General features: G+C 41.9%; 16 protein-coding genes. 10 read left to right on the forward strand and 6 right to left on the reverse strand.

Annotated features, from left to right (window positions below):
* The first annotated feature begins 381 nt into the window (after positions 1 to 381).
* The gene (locus tag GZH31_RS17700) at positions 382 to 1,104 is read left to right on the forward strand and encodes a copper homeostasis protein CutC (RefSeq protein ID WP_074989079.1); all 723 of its coding nucleotides are present in this window, start codon (positions 382 to 384) and stop codon (positions 1,102 to 1,104) included.
* A 2-nt stretch (positions 1,105 to 1,106) separates the two neighbouring features.
* A complete protein-coding gene (locus GZH31_RS17705) occupies positions 1,107 to 1,976 on the forward strand; it encodes a BadF/BadG/BcrA/BcrD ATPase family protein (protein ID WP_036971929.1) in 870 nt (289 codons plus the stop codon).
* On the opposite strand, the gene GZH31_RS17710 is transcribed toward GZH31_RS17705, so the two are convergent.
* Positions 1,973 to 2,698, reverse strand: a complete 726-nt coding sequence (locus tag GZH31_RS17710) for an AraC family transcriptional regulator (RefSeq protein WP_036971930.1) — start codon at positions 2,696 to 2,698, stop codon at positions 1,973 to 1,975. The genes GZH31_RS17705 and GZH31_RS17710 overlap by 4 nt on opposite strands.
* A gap of 162 nt (positions 2,699 to 2,860) precedes the next feature.
* On the opposite strand from GZH31_RS17710, the gene GZH31_RS17715 reads away from it, so the two are divergent.
* The 7 genes from GZH31_RS17715 (at position 2,861) to GZH31_RS17745 (ending at position 10,396) form a co-directional block, all read left to right on the forward strand.
* Positions 2,861 to 4,021 carry a Gfo/Idh/MocA family protein gene (locus tag GZH31_RS17715; protein ID WP_036971931.1) on the forward strand — a complete coding sequence of 387 codons (1,161 nt, stop codon included), beginning with the start codon at positions 2,861 to 2,863 and terminating at the stop codon, positions 4,019 to 4,021.
* A gap of 6 nt (positions 4,022 to 4,027) precedes the next feature.
* Positions 4,028 to 5,080, forward strand: a complete 1,053-nt coding sequence (locus GZH31_RS17720) for a sugar phosphate isomerase/epimerase (RefSeq protein WP_065979061.1) — start codon at positions 4,028 to 4,030, stop codon at positions 5,078 to 5,080.
* A 34-nt stretch (positions 5,081 to 5,114) separates the two neighbouring features.
* A complete protein-coding gene (locus GZH31_RS17725; protein WP_118844893.1) occupies positions 5,115 to 6,335 on the forward strand; it encodes a sugar MFS transporter in 1,221 nt (406 codons plus the stop codon).
* Between the two features lie 24 nt (positions 6,336 to 6,359).
* Positions 6,360 to 7,052 carry a DUF1080 domain-containing protein gene (locus tag GZH31_RS17730; RefSeq protein ID WP_065979059.1) on the forward strand — a complete coding sequence of 231 codons (693 nt, stop codon included), beginning with the start codon at positions 6,360 to 6,362 and terminating at the stop codon, positions 7,050 to 7,052.
* Between the two features lies 1 nt (position 7,053).
* Entirely contained in the window at positions 7,054 to 8,733 is a 1,680-nt protein-coding gene (locus GZH31_RS17735) for a GMC family oxidoreductase (protein WP_036971935.1), read from the forward strand.
* Between the two features lie 2 nt (positions 8,734 to 8,735).
* Entirely contained in the window at positions 8,736 to 9,491 is a 756-nt protein-coding gene (locus tag GZH31_RS17740) for a gluconate 2-dehydrogenase subunit 3 family protein (RefSeq protein WP_065979057.1), read from the forward strand.
* A gap of 74 nt (positions 9,492 to 9,565) precedes the next feature.
* Positions 9,566 to 10,396: a sugar phosphate isomerase/epimerase gene (locus GZH31_RS17745; RefSeq protein ID WP_180311876.1), complete on the forward strand. Its 831-nt coding sequence runs from the start codon at positions 9,566 to 9,568 to the stop codon at positions 10,394 to 10,396.
* Positions 10,397 to 11,283: 887 nt separating this feature from the next.
* Here GZH31_RS17745 and rnd read toward each other — a convergent pair.
* From rnd to GZH31_RS17760, 3 genes are all read right to left on the reverse strand, one after another.
* Entirely contained in the window at positions 11,284 to 12,414 is a 1,131-nt protein-coding gene (rnd, locus tag GZH31_RS17750) for a ribonuclease D (protein ID WP_065979054.1), read from the reverse strand.
* A 56-nt stretch (positions 12,415 to 12,470) separates the two neighbouring features.
* Positions 12,471 to 14,129, reverse strand: coding sequence for a long-chain-fatty-acid--CoA ligase FadD (gene fadD, locus GZH31_RS17755; protein ID WP_036971940.1), 1,659 nt, complete (start codon positions 14,127 to 14,129; stop codon positions 12,471 to 12,473).
* 117 nt (positions 14,130 to 14,246) lie between these two features.
* Complete coding sequence (locus GZH31_RS17760) at positions 14,247 to 15,098, reverse strand: alpha/beta fold hydrolase (RefSeq protein ID WP_036971941.1); 852 nt, start codon at positions 15,096 to 15,098, stop codon at positions 14,247 to 14,249.
* Between the two features lie 110 nt (positions 15,099 to 15,208).
* On the opposite strand from GZH31_RS17760, the gene GZH31_RS17765 reads away from it, so the two are divergent.
* Positions 15,209 to 16,498, forward strand: a complete 1,290-nt coding sequence (locus tag GZH31_RS17765; RefSeq protein ID WP_180311877.1) for an alkaline phosphatase — start codon at positions 15,209 to 15,211, stop codon at positions 16,496 to 16,498.
* 62 nt (positions 16,499 to 16,560) lie between these two features.
* Here GZH31_RS17765 and GZH31_RS17770 read toward each other — a convergent pair whose 3' ends face one another.
* Positions 16,561 to 16,884 carry a hypothetical protein gene (locus GZH31_RS17770; RefSeq protein ID WP_180311878.1) on the reverse strand — a complete coding sequence of 108 codons (324 nt, stop codon included), beginning with the start codon at positions 16,882 to 16,884 and terminating at the stop codon, positions 16,561 to 16,563.
* A gap of 338 nt (positions 16,885 to 17,222) precedes the next feature.
* Positions 17,223 to 17,915: a tRNA (adenosine(37)-N6)-threonylcarbamoyltransferase complex dimerization subunit type 1 TsaB gene (gene tsaB, locus GZH31_RS17775; protein ID WP_180311879.1), complete on the reverse strand. Its 693-nt coding sequence runs from the start codon at positions 17,913 to 17,915 to the stop codon at positions 17,223 to 17,225.
* Positions 17,916 to 17,925: the final 10 nt, after the last annotated feature.

The raw sequence follows: 17,925 nt of genomic DNA on the forward strand, positions 1-17,925 counted from the left end.
CCAGTTGTGTGTTCTGCTTATGCTTGTAAGACTAAACTGCTTACAAAAGCACTTTATTGTTGTCGTTTTGAAACTGATTATTGGGAGTTAACAGCTTGTAAAACTCAAACTCAGAATAGGGTGAGTGATTAAAAAGTGATAATAAAAATTCGGTGACAGATATGACAAAATCGGCGTATGGAATATTTTATATTCTTTTTTTTATATTCTGCTTTATAGTAACCCCATAGTTTCTATAGTAATTCCATGAACAAAACCAACAAAAAAAACAAAATCAACTAATTGATTTTAAATAACAAAATATAAATACAAGCTAGTACTTACATGACATTATGTTTAGCAAATTTAACGACCCAAAATATATAAGACAAAAAAACAGCAATGAGTAATGGTAAAATTCTTGAAGTCTGCTTAAACGAAAGTCATTTAAAGCAGCTCGCAAACAATATCTCATCAGCGAGCCAATTAGGCGTGAAACGCTTTGAACTGTGCTGTAATTTGCATCTTGGCGGTTTAACTCCGAGTGTGTCAGCCATTGAATGTGCAGTGAAAAATTTAAAGAATAATGCAGAATTATTAGTGATGATACGTCCGTACAATGATCAATTCGAAGTCGATTCTCAGTGTCATAAAATAATGCGTGAACAGATCAAGTACGCAGCAGAATCCGGTGCACATGGTGTAGTATTTGGTGCAATTAAACATCAGCAAGTCGATGAAGACATAACCCATTCGTTGGTTAATACTGCAAAGTATTTTAATTTAACGGTTACTTTTCACCGTGCCTTCGACACGCTTGAATCACCAATAAAAGCCCTTGACTCACTCACTGCATTAAACGTCGATCGCATTTTAACGTCAGGCACACCATGGCAAAGTGGGCATAATGCAGTTGATGGACAAACTCAACTTAACACCTTACTCGTGCATGCTAAGCCAGAAATTGTAATTGGTGGCGGTATAACGTTAGATAGTGCGCCAACACTGTGGCAATTAATAAACCATCATTCAGCGAAGGCGTCTCTGCATGTTCACTCATGTGTGCATAATTCGATTGGTGATATCGACATAGATGCAATTTGTTCATTGCTCAAAAAGGATTAAATATGACTACAAAGCACCTGTATTATCTAGGTATCGACGGCGGTGGCAGTAAATGTAAAGTTCGCTTAGAAAACCAAGACGGTCATCTATTGAGTGAAGCAATTAGCGGCTCAGCCAATGTCGCTACCAGCGCTGTGCAAAGCCAAGCATCTCTATTGGATGCCACTAAACGTGCATTTGAATATGCTGGCTTACCTCTCACTGAGCTGAAAAAAACCTCTGCGCATGCAGGTCTTGCAGGGGCTAATATCGAGTCAGCAAGCAAAGCAATGGCGCAGTGGCAGCACCCTTTTTCTCAGTTTACTGTGTCAACCGATTTAGTGATTGCGTGTAAAGGCGCTCATCAGCATCATGATGGTGCGGTCATTATTCTTGGGACGGGTTTTTGCGCCGGTTTCCAACGTCATCAGCACATCACCGAGTTAGGCGGATATGGCTTATTGCTAAGCGATGGTGCAAGTGGGGGCTGGCTAGGCTTACAGCTATGCCGAAAAGCATTTGAAGTACTCGATGGTGTTACACAGCGCTCAAGTGTTATAAATACTCTGCTAAATGAGCTCGATTGCAAGTCGAGTCAAGCTTTAAGCCAACAGTTAATAACGGCCTCCCCTGGGGAACTCGCCAAGTTTGCGCCGCTCGTTTTCGCGCATCCTAACGATAGTTTCTGCCAACAATTACTCACCGAGGCAGGCTCTTTTATAGACCGCTATATCGCTTACTTTAAAGCTCAAAATATACACCGTGTTACCTTGGTAGGCGGTATTGCCTCAGCCATTACTCCTTGGTTAAGCCCGTCAAGTCAATCTCAGTTAACGTTAGCGCAAGCTAGTGCTGAAGAAGGCGCTATTTTATTGGCAAAACAGTCATGTTAGTCGCCTAATTGAGAACGCATTTGTGATGGTATTTCACCAAACAAACGCCGAAATTGTTTGCTGAAATAGCTTGGTTCAGAAAAACCGCATTGATACGCTACTTGTGATATTGGCATGCGTGTTTCAATTAATAATTTACGTGCGTTTTCGAGACGCACTTCGTTTATAAACTGATTTGGAGTCTTTGCTAAGTGCTTTTTAAATCGCCTTTCTAGAGCGCTAATCGATAAGTGTGCGAGTTCTGCCAGCTCATCAATACTAATTTGGCGATGATAATGTTCGCGAATATACTTAACAGGTTCTTCAATTGCTCGCACGTGTGAAAGGGCTTTAGATGTTTTTTGTAAATGGCGCGTCACACCATAGGTGCCAATCACATTACCATCGTGATCTTTGAGTGCGTGCTTAGATGTTGAAAACCAGCCAAGCTCACCTTGCAGGGTTTGGTTAAGCTCAAGACGGTCTGTCACGATAAAGCCTTCCATCACTCGCTTATCGTCATTCACATATTGAAACGCTAAGTGTTTAGGCGAAAAGTCAAAATCTGTTTTTAGTAAAATTTGCTCTAGAGTTTTATAACCCTGATGTTCAATAAAATGCTGATTACAATGTAATATTCTACTATCCGTATCTTTCACCCAAAAGAGGATATCGGGCAATAGATCAAATGCAGCAATGAGCTGATTGACTCCCGCTTTTTTTATTATTTCTTGAATATTCATAACTAAAACACCCCTAAAAAATGTCATTGCGATTATATTTTAAACGCCGATTTTGTTGCATTGTCAACCGAATTTTTATTATCGCTTATTGCCCAAGCTTACCTATTATCAATAACATGACATTAACAGTAGCAAACGCTACTTTGATTAGGAGCGCTTAAGATGAGCAAAGCTAAAATCCGCATGGCTATGATCGGCGGTGGCGAGGGTGCCTTTATAGGCGCAATTCATCGCATTGCAGCGCGATTAGATGGCATGATAGAGCTTGTGGCTGGTGCATTCAGCTCGGATGCCAACAAATGTAAAGCAACTGGCGAATTACTTGGTCTCGATAGCAGCCGTTGCTACGACAGTTACCTCACCCTATTTGCAGAAGAAGCAAAACTACCTGCTGAAGAGCGCGTTGATTTTGTGGCAATTGTAACGCCTAACCACTTGCACTTTCCGGTGGCAAAAATGGCTCTAGAGCACGGTTTTCATGTTTTATCAGACAAGCCTGCAACTCTTTCACTTGTCGAAGCACAGCAATTACAAGAAATCATTACCAAACAGGGGCTTTTGTATGGATTAACACACACCTACACCGGCTACCCGATGGTCAAAGAGGCTAAGCAGCGCATTAAAGCGGGTGAGCTTGGCTGTATTCGTAAAGTCATTGTTGAATACACCCAAGGCTGGCTTGCACAAAGTGAAGATGAAAGCTCTAAGCAAGCAAGCTGGCGTCTTGATACGAGTAAATCGGGAATAAGTTGCTGCATGGGCGACATTGGTGTGCATGCAGCAAATTTGGCTGAGTATGTATCGGGCCTCGAAATAACCCAACTGTGTGCCGATTTGAACCATGTAGTTGATGGCCGCAGCCTCGATGATGATGGCACGGTGCTACTGCGTTTTAACAACGGTAGCAAAGGCGTATTACTCGCAAGCCAAGTCGCTATTGGTGACGAAAACAACCTACGCCTGCGTATTTATGGTGATAAAGCCAGCCTTGAATGGTCGCAACTAGAGCCGAATAGCTTATGGCTGCGTGCGCATAACCAAGCAGCTATCTTGCTAAGAGCGGGTGTAGGCGTACTTCACACTGATACGCAAAATGCACTGCGCACACCGGCGGGTCATCCTGAAGGATACCTTGAAGCCTTTGCCAACATTTACAGTAATTTTGCAAAGCAAATTCACGCATTTAAACAAGGCGACAGCGCCACAAATCAAGAGTTTGATGTACCCGGTATCAAAGAGGCTGTACGCGGTATGGCATTTATTGAGCATGTTGTAGCCTCGTCAGAGCGCGATACTAAGTGGCACAGTTTACAGATTGGATAATACATAATGAAAAAAATCAAAGGGCCAGCGATCTTTCTGGCGCAATTTATTGGCAATGAAGCCCCTTTTAATAGCTTTCGTGGATTATGTAAATGGGCCAGTGGTTTAGGTTACAAGGCCATTCAAGTCCCTACCTCTAACCCCGCTATTTTCGATTTAGAAAAAGCCGCCGAAAGCCAGCAATACTGCGATGAAGTCACTGGTATTGCAGCCGAGTCAGGCCTTACAATTTCAGAGCTATCAACCCACTTGCAAGGTCAGCTGATTGCGGTACACCCTGCATACGATGAAATGTTTGATAATTTTGCTGCAGACCACGTAAAAGGCAACCCAGCGGCACGCACACAATGGGCAACGGAGCAGCTAATGTTTGCCGCAAAAGCGAGTAAACGCCTTGGTTTAACAACGCATGCGACTTTCTCGGGGTCTTTTTTATGGCATACCTTTTACCCGTGGCCACAACGTCCACAGGGACTTGTTGAACAAGGTTTTAACGAACTCGCTAAACGTTGGTTACCAATTTTAGATTGTTTTGATGAACACGGTGTTGATGTTTGCTATGAATTACATCCGGGCGAAGACTTGCACGACGGGGTAACATTTGAGCGCTTTTTAGCCGCCACAAATAATCACCCTCGTGTGAACATTCTATATGATCCGAGTCACTTCGTATTGCAACAATTAGACTACTTAGCATTTATCGATATTTATCATTCACGCATAAAAGCGTTTCATGTCAAGGACGCTGAGTTTATTGCAAATGGCCGCTCTGGGGTATACGGCGGCTTTCAAAACTGGCAAGACCGACCGGGCCGTTTTCGATCTTTAGGTGATGGGCAAGTCGATTTTAAGCAAATTTTCAGCAAATTAACCCAATATGGCTTCGATGGCTGGGCAGTGCTTGAATGGGAGTGTTGTTTAAAACACCCAGAAGATGGGGCACGAGAAGGCGCTGAGTTTATTAACGCACATTTAATAAACCCCACCGACAAAGCCTTTGACGATTTTGCCAGTGGCGCAACAAACACTGAGCGTAATAATCGAATTTTAGGTTTATAAAACCGACAACAATTGAACACACAGGACACACAATATGGACAACAATAATTATAATCGCATTGTCTTTCGGCTTTGCTGTATAGCACTGATTGTGACCTCGATGACCTTTGCCATTCGCGCTGGTATTTTGGGTCAACTTGGTGGTGACTTTGGTTTAACTGACACCGAACTCGGTTGGGTCAATGCAATGGCGTTTTTAGGTTTCCCCGTTGCGACCATGCTCGGTGGTATAATCTACAACGCTATTGGTGCTAAAAAGCTGGTCGCGTTGGCATTTATTTGTCACTTACTTGGCCTTGCCTTAACCATCACCGCAGATGGCTTTTGGGGCTTGCTGGTATCGACTTTTCTAATAGGCTTTGCAAACGGCTCTGTTGAAGCAGGTTGTAACCCGTTAATAGCTGAAATGTACCCTAAAAACGCCACCACTATGCTTAACCGCTTTCATGTTTGGTTCCCTGGCGGGATTGTAATTGGTGCATTAGCGTCTAATTTCATGTCGGCTGCCGGCCTTAACTGGCAGTGGCAAGTCGCTTTAATATTAGTTCCGACCATTATTTATGGTGCCATGCTAATTAAAGCAAAATTTCCGACCTTTGATACACGTATCCACTCGACCAGCAGCAACATTCGTCATTTATTTACCCCGCTGTATTTATTTCTTATAGCGTGCATGACACTGACCGCCACGACGGAGTTTGGTACTCAGCAATGGATTGAACGTATTTTAGGTTCATCGGGGGCATCACCCATGGTCATTTTAGCACTTATAACAGGGCTCATGGCGGTAGGTCGTTTTTTTGCAGGCCCTATTGTCCACAAGCTTAACCCTACAGGTGTATTACTTGGCTCTGCACTTTGTGCAAGCTTAGGTATCTTTATGATGAGCCAAGCACAAGGCACCATGATTTATTTAGCCGCTATTTTATTCGCCATGGGTGTAACTTACTTTTGGCCTACCATGCTTGGTTGTGTTGCCGAATACATTCCGAAATCGGGCGCGCTAGGTATGTCGTTAATGGGAGGCGCGGGCATGTTCGCAATGAGTATTTGGAATCCAGTCATAGGAAGTTGGATAGACAGTGCCCGTTTGTCTGCAAAAGCATCAGGTGCCAGCGCGGAACAAATCGAAATTTTAGCCGGACAGGCTGTATTACAAAACCTGTTGATATTCCCGATTATTTTAATCGTGGCATTCATAGGGTTGCATTTAGTTATTAATAACAACAAACGCGCTGAAAAGTGCGCATCTTAAGCAAGTAAATCGTCGAGGAACACCATGTTTAAATCTCTCAAAGCACTGACTTTAGTGCTCACAGTTAGTAGCTGTGCACTCGCTAATGCGACTGATAATCAGCTAACACAACAAGAAAAAAACGCCGGATGGCAGTTACTGTTTGATGGCAAAGACATGTCACAGTGGCGTAATTTTAAAAGTGACTCTTTAAATCCAGCTTGGGTTATTGAAGATGGCGCCATGACCTTAACAAAAGGAGGTGGCGACCTACTAACCAAGAAACAATATCAAAACTTTGAACTGCACATTGATTGGAAAATTTCAACCAAGGGCAACAGTGGTATTTTTGTGCTGGCCGATGAAACAGGACAAATGATTTATTCACACGCGCCAGAGATTCAAATTATTGATAACAAAGAGCACCCAGATAACAAAATTGACTCTCATTTAGCTGGCTCAATTTATGATTTATTCGCTGCCCCTGCTGCTGCACATAAACCCGCCAATAGTTGGAACCATGTGCGTATAAAAATGCAAGACAACCATCTACAAGTTTGGCAAAACGGCATTAGTACGACAAGCATCGTTATTGGTAGTACAACATGGAACACGCTTGTAAAAGGCAGTAAGTTTGCCAATTGGCAAAACTTTGCAACGGCTAAGCAAGGCCATATCGGGCTTCAAGATCACGGCGATAAAGTGTGGTTTAAAAATATAAAAATTAAGGAGCTTTAAGATGTCTGAATTTAAACATAAGGTATTGGTTGTTGGCTCTGGTGCAGGTGGTGCAATGGCTGCTTACACACTTACAAAACTAGGTCATAAAGTACTGCTGTTAGAAGCAGGTCGACATTATGATCCAAAAACCGAAAGCCCAATGTTTCGCCGCAATAGCGAGGCTCCATTAATGGGGGCAGGCAACAAAGATAAAAACTTTGGTTTCTACGATGCAACGGTCGATGGCGGTTGGCAAGTACCCGATGAGCCATACACCAGTGCAAAAGGCAGCGACTTTTATTGGTGGCGCGCTCGCATGTTAGGCGGCCGGACTAATCACTGGGGTCGCTACTCGCTGCGTTTTAGTGAGCACGACTTTAAAGGTAAAAGCCGTGATGGTCACGGTGCGGACTGGCCTTTCGAGTATGCCGACTTAGCACCTTGGTACGACAAAACTGAAGAGCTCGTTGGGGTGTGTGGCACTAACACTGGCCATGAAGATATGCCAGATTCATCGCCGGGTATTTTGCAGCCACCACCAAAACCCCGCGTACCAGAGTTATTAATTGCTGCTTCTGCAAAGAAATTGGGCATTCAAGCTGTGCCAATGCATCGTGCGGTTTTAACCCGTCCAAAAGACGACCGTTTAGCATGCTTCTATGCAACACCATGTGGCTCTGGTTGCTCAATTGGTGCCGCATTCCAAACAACAACATCGCTGTTACCTATGGCAAAAGCAACGGGTAATTTAAAAGTGATTACTGATGCAATGGTAAAATCGGTGGCTGTTAATGATCAAGGTAAAGTAACGGGTGTAACCTATGTTGATAAGAAAACGGTCACAGAGCACGCTCTTGAAGCTGATGTGGTAATTCTTGCGGCCAGTGCCTGCGAATCAGCGCGTATTTTATTAAACTCTAAACACAAAACACACCCTAAAGGTCTTGCTAATTCGAGTGGTCAGGTTGGTCGTAACCTAATGGATTCAACAGGTGCATGGCTAGGAGCACAGATTCCAGCACTAAAAGGCCGCCCGCGTTATAACGAAGATGGTCATACCGCAAACCACTTATTCATTCCTTGGTGGGGTCATCAAGCTCAAGCTAACAATGAGTTAGATTTCCCACGTGGTTATCACTTTGAAATTGGTGGCGGCTTCAGACAACCTGGTTCAGGTGTGTCTGGCGATAAACAAGGATATGGCCCCGCCTTAAAACAACAAATTCGCGATGCGTACGGCTCTTATGTAGGATTTGCGCTACGCGGTGAAATGTTACCAAATAAAGATACTTACATGGAAATTGACGAAAACGTTAAAGATAAATGGGGTATTCCGGTTTCGAAATTCCACTTTAAGTGGTCTGATCGTGAATTAAAGCAAATTGAGCATGGCTTAAAAACGGCCAAACAAATCCTTGAAAACATGGGCGCAGAGGTTGGTGAACTCCCGCCTGCCGAAAAAGCTATTTCAAAAGGTGGCGAGATTATCCATGAGGTAGGTACCACACGCATGGGCAGCTCAAAGAAAGACTCTGTGACTAATCAATGGGGTCAAACGTGGGATTGTAATAACTTGTTCGTCATGGATGCAGGGGTGTTTGCCTCAAACCCACATAAAAACTGTACGCTAACCATCATGACGCTGGCAATGCGTAATTCAACTTGGCTTGCTCAACAAATTGATAACGGGGTACTTTAATTATGCATCATCGTAACGAACACGAAACCTATAACTATGTTTCAGGAATGAGTCGACGAGACTCTTTAAAGTGGCTAGGCTTATTAGCCGCAGGCTCAGCGGTCGGGCTAACCGCAGGGTGTACAAAAGCACTTGAAATCGGTGCAGCATCCTCAACTGAGGGGCATTGGCCGGACTTAGATATTAAACCTATTACCGCAAAAGGTTATGGCCAAGATCCCAATTTAGTGATCCCACCACAATCACCATGGCCATTGACATTAACGGCGGACGAAATAACCTTAGTGGCGTTATTATCCGATTACATTGTGCCGCGCGAAGGCACTATTCCATCGGCAAGTGAGTTGCACGTACCGGCGGTTATCAATGAATGGGTTAGCGCACCTTATGAAGGACAACAACGTGACCGCATTAAAATTTTAAATTCACTTGCGTGGATAAACGACGAATCTAAGTTGCGCTTTAAGAAGCCATTTACCGGATTAAGTGAGCAACAGCATCGCGCAATTTTAGATGATATTGCTTATTTTAATGAACAAACACCTGCCCAATTTCAACGTATTGGTAAAGCATTTTTACGCTTTAAAGAGTTGGTGTTAGCCGCTTTCTTCTGCACGCCTGAGGGCTGTAAAGACATTGGCTACTTAGGAAATGTGCCTATTGCAGGCGATTATCCGGGACCGTCTGACGAGGCAAAAGCGCATTTAGATCAGGTTTTAGTAGACCTAGGCTTGAGCGAATACGCCTATACCGATTAGCTTCCCCCCTTGTGTTGTTTTATAACACACTGCAATGCAGGGGGTTAAATCCCCTGCTTTTTTAGGATTTAAATATGTTTAACTCTCGTTATTTATTATTTTTAATTTGCTTTGTATTTAGCAGTCAGTTATTGGCGACTATTCCAGTCAGTGTGCAATTATGGTCGGTTAAGGACTCCCTTAAAAAAGATTTCCATAATACTTTAAAATCACTCTCTGAAATGGGCTTTGATGGCGTTGAGTTTGCCGCAGACTTTGGCCCTTACAGTGATAACCCTGCCGCCCTCAAAGCAAAACTAACTGAATTGGGCTTACTTGCCAGTAGCGCTCACGTTGGCTTTGAAGCACTCAATGAAAGCAATATTGATAGCACACTCCTTTTTTACAAAACACTTGGGGTAACAACACTGTATGTCCCTTGGGATGAGCGAGCATGGCACCCAGAAGGCGTTAAATCATTGGTTAAAGAGCTGACTAAAGTCAGTAATTATGCAAGCCGCTATAATATGAAGATCGGTTTTCACAATCATAATAAAGAGTTTAATGCATTTAATAACGCAACATTTTGGGATTATATCGCTAGCAACACCCCCAATAGCATGCCATTACAACTAGACATTGGCTGGGTTAATTACGCGGGTAAAGACCCTCTTTATTTCATAAAAAAATACCCCAAGCGAACGCTCTCAACACACATAAAAGTTCGTACTAAGAATGGCAGCATACTCAGCCCCATTATTGGTGAAAACAGCATAGATTGGCCAGAAATCATCGACACTTTAGAAACAGATGGTAATACCCAATGGTTAGTGCTTGAGCAAGAGGAATACCCTGAGGGGTTAACGCCACTGCAAAGTGTGGCAAAATCGAAAAAGAACTTAGATAAAATTTTAGTGGGGATGTAAATCCCTGCTAATGACGTTATATAGAAAAATAACGAGCGTTATTCAGCATATAATCGGTAAAATTCTCGTTAATTTCTTCACCCAATAAATTTAAACCGCATTATGTTACATACTGATTCAAAAAAGGAACTTCATATTAAATAATACAATATAATCAAAAAAGGGACAAAATACCCTCTTTTAGGCTGGTTGTCATATATTACAAGGATCGTAATATAAAGAAAAACATCTCAAGGATAGAGCATGAAAGTCCTAACGCTGAAGAAAAATTCAGAGAAAAGCGTGTTATTAATACTCGCTTTTATACTATTTACCCTGTTGATTCTTTTAGAATATTTACCTGAAAAGTATCTCATTTATCAATTAACGTTGCTAACAACCGTTTGCATATCTGCAATAATTATCGTCTTAGTTATTAGCTCCAAAAGTGAATTAACAATATGCCATCATGGCGTATTTTATCGTTCTATGTTCGGCAACTTTCACATTGAAGCCAGTCGGGTCAAATTGCTCCGTCACTATTCAAAATGTGGTTTTCACTGTGTCATTATGTTTGGTGATAGGTTCTTTCTTTTTGCCCCCTTCTACACGTTAACGTCACGGCAAACACAAGGACTAAAACGCTATAATTCCAATTTATTAGATTGGTTACACGAAAAAAGTAAACACAGAAAACTGCTCTAACCGCTTAAGCAAAGGAAAGATGCTTTAATTAAAACATGTTGTGAAAACGCACCATGCTTATATTTATTAAATCATAGTATTTAGAGGATGTATTTAAGACATTGAATTTTAATGCACTTTATAGAAGCAGCCACCAGGTGGTTTGACTATTTAGTGAAAAATATAGTCAAACCACAGTCAGGCTCTGTTTAAAGAGTGGGCTCTTAGTTATCCCATTCTTTAAGGGTGTCTTTAACCAATTCGTAACGCCACGAGTTTAATAAATCGGGTTTTGAACTGGCTTTACGCTCTTGTGCATCGAGCTTCCAGTTCCAACTTATTAATTGGTTAATTTGCTTTTTAGACGCTAAAACATCTTCTGGAATACCCTGCTCTTTTGCTACTTTAGTGATCTTTTGCTTAATATCTTTCGCCGCCTTTTTATAAGCTGGAAAATCAATAAGACGCTTTAATTGCTGCGGATGCTCACTAACGTCAATCGCTTTTCCTCGCTCGATGCACTGTAATATTTCAACCCCCGAACGATTTACTTCCATCGGCTCAATACCCGGTACACGGCGTAAAGAGTTTAAGCTTGCGGGTTTACGTTTGGCAATTTCAACCATATTGTGCTCTTTCACTACAAAGTTAAGCGCGAGGTTTTTTCGCTCAGCTTTTTCACGGCGCCATGCAGCAAGCTCTCGTAATACAGCTAAGTCATGAGGACGTAATTGCCATGCATTTTTAATATCTTTATAAAGCTGATCATAAGGCGTTTGATAAGCCCGTTTTTGCGCAACCAACTCACTTTCACTAATGACGATATCAAAAAAGCCAGCTTCATCAATTTGCTTTTTAATTATTTCGAAACAAGGTAATAAATGAAAAGTATCGGCTGCTGCGTAATCTAGCTGTTTTTTGGTTAATGGGCGTTGTAGCCAGTTTGTTCTTGATTCGCTTTTATCTATTTCGATATCAAGTAATTCTTTGACCATGTGGGCGAACCCCATGCAGTTGCCATGCCCTAAAATTTGCAGTGCAAACTGGGTATCAAACAAGGGGGTTGGAACAAAACCCGCGTACTTTTGAAACACCTCAATATCTTCTGACGGAGAGTGCAATACCTTTAAAACATCTGGGTTTTTAAGCACTTGCCAAAAATCATAAAGCGACAACTCTGCCAATGGATCGATTAGCGCTAAGTGCTCACCATCAAAAACTTGAATAAGTGCGACCTCTGGGTACAAGGTGCGACGGCGCATAAATTCGGTATCAATAGCAAGCACAGACTTGCCTGTAATTTGTTCTACAAAATCATTTAATTGGTTTTGCGTTTCGATCACTTGGTATTGCACTTATACCCCTTTAAATATCAATTACCATAAAAAAAGCCGGCTAATGCCGGCTCTTATTATTTTTCGTCCTTTAAGGCTCTTCTCAGAATCTTACCAACGTTTGTTTTTGGTAATTCATCCCTAAACTCAACCAGTTTAGGCACCTTATAGTTCGTTAAATTATCACGACAGTGTTTTATTATATCTTTTTCAGTTAAAGATTGATCTTTTTTCACGACAAAAACTTTAACTTGTTCACCACTTACTTCATGCGGGATACCGATTGCTGCGACTTCAAGCACACCTTCGTGCATTGCAACCACTTCTTCAATCTCATTTGGGAATACATTAAAGCCCGACACAATGATCATGTCTTTCTTACGATCCACAATATAGAAGAAACCTTCATCATCGTATGTCGCAATATCACCTGTTGCAAACCAGCCATCTTTTAAGCACTCAGCTGTGGCATCTGGGCGATTATAATAACCGAGCATAACTTGTGGGCCTTTAACCCATAGTTCGCCGGGTTCACCTTTTGCTGCTTCTTCACCGTTTTCAAGCATTAGCTTAATATCAGTGCTTGGCGCAGGTAAACCAATTGAGCCATTGTAGCTGTCTAGATCGTATGGACTCACTGTAACAAGTGGCGCACACTCAGTTAGGCCATAGCCTTCCATCAATTTAGTTTTTGTGACAGCTTGCCATTTTTCTGCAACAGGACGTTGCACCGCCATACCACCGCCTAATGACATTTTTAAACTTGAGAAATCAAGTTCAGCAAATCCCGGAGTATTCAATAAACCATTAAACAACGTATTTACACCCGTCACGGCTGTAAATTTATGTTGCGCTAACTCTTTGACGAAACCAGGCATATCACGTGGGTTTGTGATCAGCACGTTTAAGCCACCATATTTCATGAAGGTTAAACAGTTAGCTGTCAGTGCAAAGATGTGATAAAGCGGCAGTGCTGTAATAACCACTTCTTTACCGCGCTCTAAAACATTATCTAAACAACCTGATACTTGTTCAAGGTTACCAACCATATTACCGTGCGATAACATAGCCCCTTTTGACACACCGGTTGTTCCACCTGTGTATTGTAAGAATGCTAAGTCGTTAAGATCGACATCTGGCTTTTTATAGGTTGCTTCATCACCCGCAAGCGCATCAGAAAATTTGATTACATTTGGGAGTGAGTAACTTGGCACCATTTTTTTGATATATTTAACAACAAAGTTAACGATATGCTTTTTGAGGCCGCCAACCATGTCGCCCACTTGTGTGACCACAATGTGTTTGACGTTCGTTTTTGGTAATGCTTTTTCGAGGGTGTCAGCAAAATTAGCAAGAATAAATATTGCAGATGACTCAGAGTCATTTAACTGATGCTCTAATTCACGAACCGTGTAAAGTGGATTGACATTAACCACTACACAACCAGCGCGAAGAATACCTAAAATTGTTACCGGCGTTTGCAGTAAGTTAGGCATCATTACCGCTACTTTATCGCCTTTTTTTAGACCAAGATCATTTTGAATATACGACGCAACACGTTTTGTTGCACTGTCGATTTCGCTGTAGGTCAACACTTTACCCATGTTAGTAAAGGCTGGAAGGTCACTATAGTCAGCAAAACTTTTTTCAAACAAGTCGAGTAACGAGTGATAATGCTCAGGGTCGATTGTTTCAGGCATACCTTCTGGGTAGCGCTTAAGCCAGATTTTTTCCACTCTTAGCTCCTGTTTATAATTATATTTTTTAATAACCTTAATCTAACTAAGGCCGTTTCACAATGGAGTAAATACTCTAATGGTGCAGATAATCCCATATTTGGTGCAATTATACAATTAACTTGCTTTATCGTGCCTAATAAATGCATGAATGTGTTCTAAGGTTAATGCAGGACTTTGCATATGGCAATGGTGACCGCCTGGTATCTGATGAATTTTTAACTCCTTGTAATATTTACCATAAGCATCTAAGTTTTGTTTTACGAACTCAAATCCTTTATCGCCCATTATAAGCTGGCATGGGGCCTTAATGAGTTTAATTGTTGCTTCACATTGTGCCTCATTAAAACGAAACCCTGAATGATTTTTAAGCTTAGGATCGGTTCTCAAGTACCACTTACCACCCTTTTCATAACAATTACGCTCCATGAGGAGCGCAGCGTGCGGGTACGCTAAATCACCACTGGCGAGTCTTGCACTAATAATGTGCGCCTTTGACTCAAATGCGCGTGGCTGTTTAGAGTTTACACGTGCCCGGTTCAAAATTGCTTTTCGAAGTTGACTCGCTGTATCTGAACTGGGTGTAGTCACACAGCCTATCCCTTCTATAAAATTGACCGAGGCCACTTTTTCTGGAAAGCAACTTGCGAAAACGCCTGCAACCATCGCTCCCATCGAATGACCAACTAAGTGAACACGATCCACATTGAGTGTCGCAAGTAACATATAGATATCATCAATGTAATCTATAAAGTAGTAATGTGCATCTTTATTACGCCAATCTGATAAGCCGTGCCCCGGAAAATCAACGCAATACCATGTGTGGTTTAAGGTCGCATTATGTAGCATAGGTAGGTAACTATTTGCGTTATCTAGCCATCCGTGTAAAGCAATCACAACCTCTTCACCATGACCAAAGGTTAGGCCATGCAAGGTTTTATCGCCAGTTTGATAAGAAAAAGGCTGCACACTTGCTCCTATTTTTTAAACGTTTCAACTTAAAGGCGTTTATTTATCGTCTGGCTAGTATACAATAATCTCGGCAGTATAAATAAGGGCACAATAATAAGGTTACATCAATGAAATTTAAATTAAGTCTTTTAGCATTATTATGCTCAGCAAGTTCAGTAATGGCTGAATCTGCACCAAAAAATATCATTTATATGATTGGTGATGGAATGGGCCCTGCATATACCACCGCTTATCGTTACTTTAAAGATGATCCAAACACCAAAGTTGTAGACCCAACTGTATTCGATACTATTTTACGTGGTATGGCGCACACTTACCCTGATGACCATACTTATGTAACAGACAGTGCAGCGGGCGCAACAGCGTTAAGCAGTGGACGAAAAAGTTATAATGGCGCTATCGCCGTTGATACTGACAAAAAGCCAGTCAAAACAATGCTCGAAATAGCTAAAGAGCGTGGCATGACAACGGCTCTTGTGGCAACGTCACAAATTAATCATGCAACACCTGCGAGTTTTGCAGCGCACAATGAATCTCGTCGTAACTATGACGAAATTGCTAACGACTATATTGATAATAAAATCGCCGGTAAATTACCCGTCGATCTTATGTTAGGTGGCGGTACGAAATACTATGTACGTGATGATCGCAATCTTGTAGAAGAGTTTAAATCGGCTGGTTATCAGTACAGTGATGACTTTGCAGCCCTTAATGAGATAAAGCAAATACCTGCTCTGGGTTTATTTGCCGAAGTCGGTTTACCGTTTGCGCTGGACGAAAACCCAACACGTTTAACACAAATGACATCTAAAGCGCTTGATTTACTTGATGGTCAAAATGATAAAGGGTTCTTTGTCATGATCGAAGGCAGTCAAATTGATTGGTGTGGTCATGCGAACGATATCGCGTGTGCAATGGGTGAAATGGACGACTTTGCAAAGTCTATTGAACAGGCAAAAGCGTATGTTGATAAAAACCCAGACACGTTACTTGTCATCACAGCTGATCACTCAACAGGTGGTTTAACTCTGGGTGCTCACGGTCAATATAAGTGGGAAACAGAAGTCGTTAAAGGTGTTAAAGCAACGGCGGGTACCATTACTGATGAGTTACAAAAAGCTGACGACTTAAAGTCAGTATGGCAACGTTATACTAATATTGAATTTACCGAAGAAAATAGTATCAAACTTGAGCAAGCTAAAAAAATGGGTGATAAAGCGTTACTCCTTGCTGTAAAAGATATTATTAACCACGCTAGTTTTACTGGCTGGACAACGGGTGGTCATACGGCTATTGACGTACAAGTTTTTGCTTACGGTCAGCGCGCAAAAGACTTTTACGGTTCGCAAAACAACACAGACATTGCTGATAAATTGATTGATTTTATTAAACAGTAATCGTTTTAAACAAAAAAAGCCTAAACAAGTGTTTAGGCTTTTTTATGTTTATCGTTTTCACATTAAGCGTACACATCTACACCTATCAGGCTTTGCACCTCAGCACGTCGCTCTAAATTAGCAAACTCGGTATACGTCGAAATAGCACGGCTAATTTTCGGGTTATTTGGCTTATCGTAAATGGTTTGCTGATAGTTTTGTGACTCTGTTTTAAATTCGGCTGCGAGCGCAACACCTTGAGGGCTCGTTTTAACGTATTCCGTTGACGATTTTTGCTCAGCCGATTGGTCTGATATCGCCTTAGGCGCATCAGTTACGGTATTTTTACGGCTATACTGACCCGGTATATCGCCAGTGAAAAAGCCTGAGCCAATCGCTAACGTCAAGGTCTTAATCCCAATTTAAAGATGCTTAAATTATGTGTCATAAATGCCAACGCTGCAAGTTTAGGGTGTGGTTATTACCCATAAATAGGCTATAACGCAGTATACATACCAAACATACGCTGCCCTTCGGGTTCTTCCTAGGGGCGATTAACTCTTGGTTGCCTACATAATATAGATGAGAGGCTGAGCAGCACATGGCAGGTTTGCTCGATTATTACTCAGATCAATTATTACTTAGCTCGGTTATTACTCAGCGCACTAGGTAACAAACCTCGCACCGCGATTAAATCCCTTCTAGCGTGAACACATTTTAATTATGAAAGGTCAACATGTTCTCGTTATTCACGCCCGGGAAGCTTTTTCCACGTTACGGTATCTCGCACATATTTAGGTTGAGCATTTGCAGCACTTACCGTATCACCTTTTTCAAAGGCACTGGCAACCGATGCTAACATGTACTGAGCATCAGGCAATAAAATGTCTGGACTTACGCTTATATTTGCCATATCACTGACAAGTTCTGGGTACGTTTTCCAGCCTGTACCTACCGCCGTTGCTGAGTTATCTGGCAGGGTAAGTAGTTCTGGTTTAATCACTTGTTCTTCATTCACAAGTGTCATTAAACCGTGCTCATTTGCTTGATATTGAGCAAAGTATATTTCCCCCATACGTGCATCAATTGCTGAGAGCACATCTGAAACATGATGTTGTTCATGTGCTTGCTGAGCCATCATTTGCAGCGTTGATACACCCACAAGCGGTAATTTGGCCGCATAGGCCAAACCTTGCGCGATGGCTACGCTGATACGTACCCCCGTAAAACTGCCGGGACCTTGACCAAAACCAATCACGTCTAACTGCGTTAATTTACACTGCGCTTTGGTTAATAATCCATCAATTAAAGGCAAGATTTTTTGACTGTGCTGTTGCGGGCACTCTTCAAAATGATGAAATGTTTGCCCTTGATAATGAAGCACAATTGATAAGGCTTCTGTTGATGCATCGAGGGCAAGAATATTTTGTTTAATCATCTACGTTACT

Origin of the sequence: Pseudoalteromonas sp. JSTW, assembly GCF_013423925.1 — a bacterium.
Taxonomy (GTDB): Bacteria; Pseudomonadota; Gammaproteobacteria; order Enterobacterales; family Alteromonadaceae; genus Pseudoalteromonas; species Pseudoalteromonas lipolytica.